General features: G+C 51.0%; 3 protein-coding genes and 2 pseudogenes. All 5 read right to left on the reverse strand.

What is annotated here, in order from left to right; genetic code table 11:
* Positions 1–242, reverse strand: a 242-nt coding sequence (locus tag ACCC84_RS23330) for a transposase (protein ID WP_371902403.1), incomplete at its 3' end; no start/stop codon positions are given.
* A gap of 357 nt (positions 243–599) precedes the next feature.
* Positions 600–950: a type II toxin-antitoxin system RelE/ParE family toxin gene (locus tag ACCC84_RS23335; RefSeq protein WP_371902404.1), complete on the reverse strand. Its 351-nt coding sequence runs from the start codon at positions 948–950 to the stop codon at positions 600–602.
* Positions 950–1,177 (reverse strand): type II toxin-antitoxin system Phd/YefM family antitoxin, encoded by a 228-nt coding sequence (locus ACCC84_RS23340; protein WP_371902405.1) that lies wholly within the window; start codon positions 1,175–1,177, stop codon positions 950–952. The genes ACCC84_RS23335 and ACCC84_RS23340 overlap by 1 nt, the downstream gene beginning before the upstream one ends.
* Before the next feature lie 480 nt (positions 1,178–1,657).
* Positions 1,658–2,353: pseudogene (locus ACCC84_RS23345) on the reverse strand (IS6 family transposase).
* 45 nt (positions 2,354–2,398) lie between these two features.
* Positions 2,399–2,506: pseudogene (locus ACCC84_RS23350) on the reverse strand (DNA polymerase V subunit UmuD); the annotation flags it as partial.
* Positions 2,507–2,681: the final 175 nt, after the last annotated feature.

The following is a 2,681-nucleotide window of genomic DNA, read 5'->3' on the forward strand; positions in this document are numbered from 1 at the left end:
TGCAGCATCGCCTTGTCGAGGCTCAGATCGGCAACCAGCCTCTTCAGCCGCAGATTTTCCTCTTCCAGTTGCCGCATATGCTTCAGCTCCGAAGGAGAAATGCCGCCGTATTTTTTACGCCACGTATAGAAAGTGGCATCCGAAATGCCCAGCTTGCGACAGACGTCCGGCACTGACGTACCCAGCTCAGCCTGCTTCAGGGCAAAGACAATCTGCTCTTCGGTGAATCGTGACTTTTTCATCGGCACCACCTCCGTTCAGGGGAGTGTTTATCATGCCGGAATTCTGTTTCTGAATGGAGCAGGATTTTGGGTCAGGGTCAACAGGAAAGAGAGACTCTGGACGCCATCAAACGCCGGGCACAACGTCGGAAAACAGCACAGTGATCAGCGTTTACGGGGGCAAGTTCGCGCAGGGTAGGCAAGGGAAGTCGGGTATTTTCCTGATTTAATTGCGTAAAATTATCAGGTGTGCCGCTGGCTTCACATTTTACGTCGTAGCAGGTGACTCACATGTTTCCCTGGTACCGGCGGCGTCTGGTGGCCCCCCGGTTCTGGGGGATACTGAGCGGTCTTGCTCAGGGAAACAATATGAACATCTTACTGCCATTCCAAAATTCGATTGAACAACAGGCTGCCAATATGTTGTTTTTGGGATAAGACGGCATGTACATAAATCACGCCGTCTTTTTCATTCTGTCGCGTGCTGTAAAGGACACGATAACCGTTGGCGGTGTTGCATTCCCGGTATTTGGCGCACCCCAATTCCAGGAGCTCCTGACAGACGGGGCTTCCCTCGGGGAAGAGGCCCGTTTTCTCTTCAAATTCATCCAGCACATTCGCGATCACCGGTTTGGGATCCAACTGGCGAGATCGCAGAAAATGGGCGATGGTTTGCATTGTCATTTTTGCGGTTGATGAATAAATAAAAACCACGTTACCCTTGGCCATCAAAGGGTGTCCAGGAGCTGATCACGTGTAAACGTGCGGCCTAACTCAATATCTTTCTCAGATAATGTCATCAGTTTGAGTAGCGCAATGCTCTCGTCTCGACGAACACGGTCATCATAGGATTCGATAACATACGCAGGGTGGCCATTTTGCGTCACTATCAGAGGCTCGCTCAAATCGAGTTTGGCTGCATTCTGCTTTAAGTAACTTATCGTCTCGGTTTTCATGATATTTCCTTCTTCTGCATCATTCGAATAAGTCTAAATATAGACTTAATACAGCTTTATCACAAGCCATCAATGTGCAATGTTGCGCCATGGACAAACCGCATTCTGGATCACGGACTGATTGCTCGGGTTGAGATACGTGCCCCGCAGGGAAAAGTCAGGGGAACCTGCGTTTTTGTTGTACCACCATAAGAAGGGCTCCGACCGGTGATTGCGTGGTGAGAACCATTTGATGATACCGTGATAATCGTCCTGAAGAGGGGAGCTTGCCTGGAGAGCATAAGTTCCCATGGCGGCCAACAGCAAGGTCAGTAATGCATAACTTCCTCGCCAGGGGGTAAGATAGAGTCTTATTATTCTGATTACGGCACCTTAAGTGACGACGTCACTGCTGTGGGAAGTAGGTTAACACTAGCAGCAAGAATAATGGCTCTGTCGCATTAGCGTAGGCAAGTCAGCAAACATTGCGTTGCCGATATTTTAGGCAACCAACAGATAAAATTGTTCCGCCGGTGATAAATGCTCTCCAGCGGGATGCTGATATTGCCCTTTACGTATCATATGCACTAACTCAATGCCCGCCAGTATCGTCTGCGCTCGCCGAAATGATTTGAACCCCAGCATCGGCCATATTCGCCGTTTGATATTCCGATGGCCCTGCTCAATCAGGTTGTTCAGGTCTTTACTCTGCCTGATGGTAATGGGTTCGTCTTCAGGTTTACCGGCGTTGAGTGTGGCCAGCGCCGCCGTATTGGCGCCGCTTTTATCGATGGTTACAACCTCAGGCTCACCGTGGTGGTGAATGGCCTTGCGAAAGAAGCGCAAGGCAGCCGCAGCGTCACGTCTGGCGGTCAACAGGAAGTCGACCGTCTGACCTGAAGTATCGACAGCACGGTACAGCTATTTCCACTGGCCTTTGATTTTTATGTAGGTTTCATCCATTCGCCATCGGCGACCCAACTTGCGTTTATGTCGGCGAAAGGCCTTATCCAGAAGCGGTACCAGGCGGATGACCCAGCGGTGAAGCGTGGAATGATCAACGACAACCTCACGCTCTGCCATTATCTCTTCCAGATTTCGCAGGCTCAGGGAATAAGCCAGATACCATCGGACACACTGAGCAATAACATCGACGGGATAATGCAGGCGTTTGAAGGCGTTTCGGATCAGAAGCATCGTCAGGCAACATCGCAAAAAAACAGAATGTTACCTGACGCCGTCTTAATGCGACAGAGCCGGATTGGGCGGCATCAGCATCGGCCGGGGCAGCAGCAGGCGCTTGCAGGTGAACTCGCCGTCGACGGTGGCGATGTCGCCGTGCTGCGCCCGGTAATTGTCACCTAATCCTTAACAACCAGCTATAATCGCACAAGGCGTATCCTGTTTTTACTTCACTTTCACAGCGTCATGGAGGTTGTGCTTTGGGGAAAAAATTCAAAATGGAACACAAGCCGCGCGGCAAGACGTTGGTGACGTTGCAACGCAACGCCGAGGCCCGAGGAGC

The sequence above is a fragment of the Serratia odorifera genome (genome assembly GCF_041448735.1).
Classification (GTDB): Bacteria; Pseudomonadota; Gammaproteobacteria; order Enterobacterales; family Enterobacteriaceae; genus Serratia_F; species Serratia_F odorifera.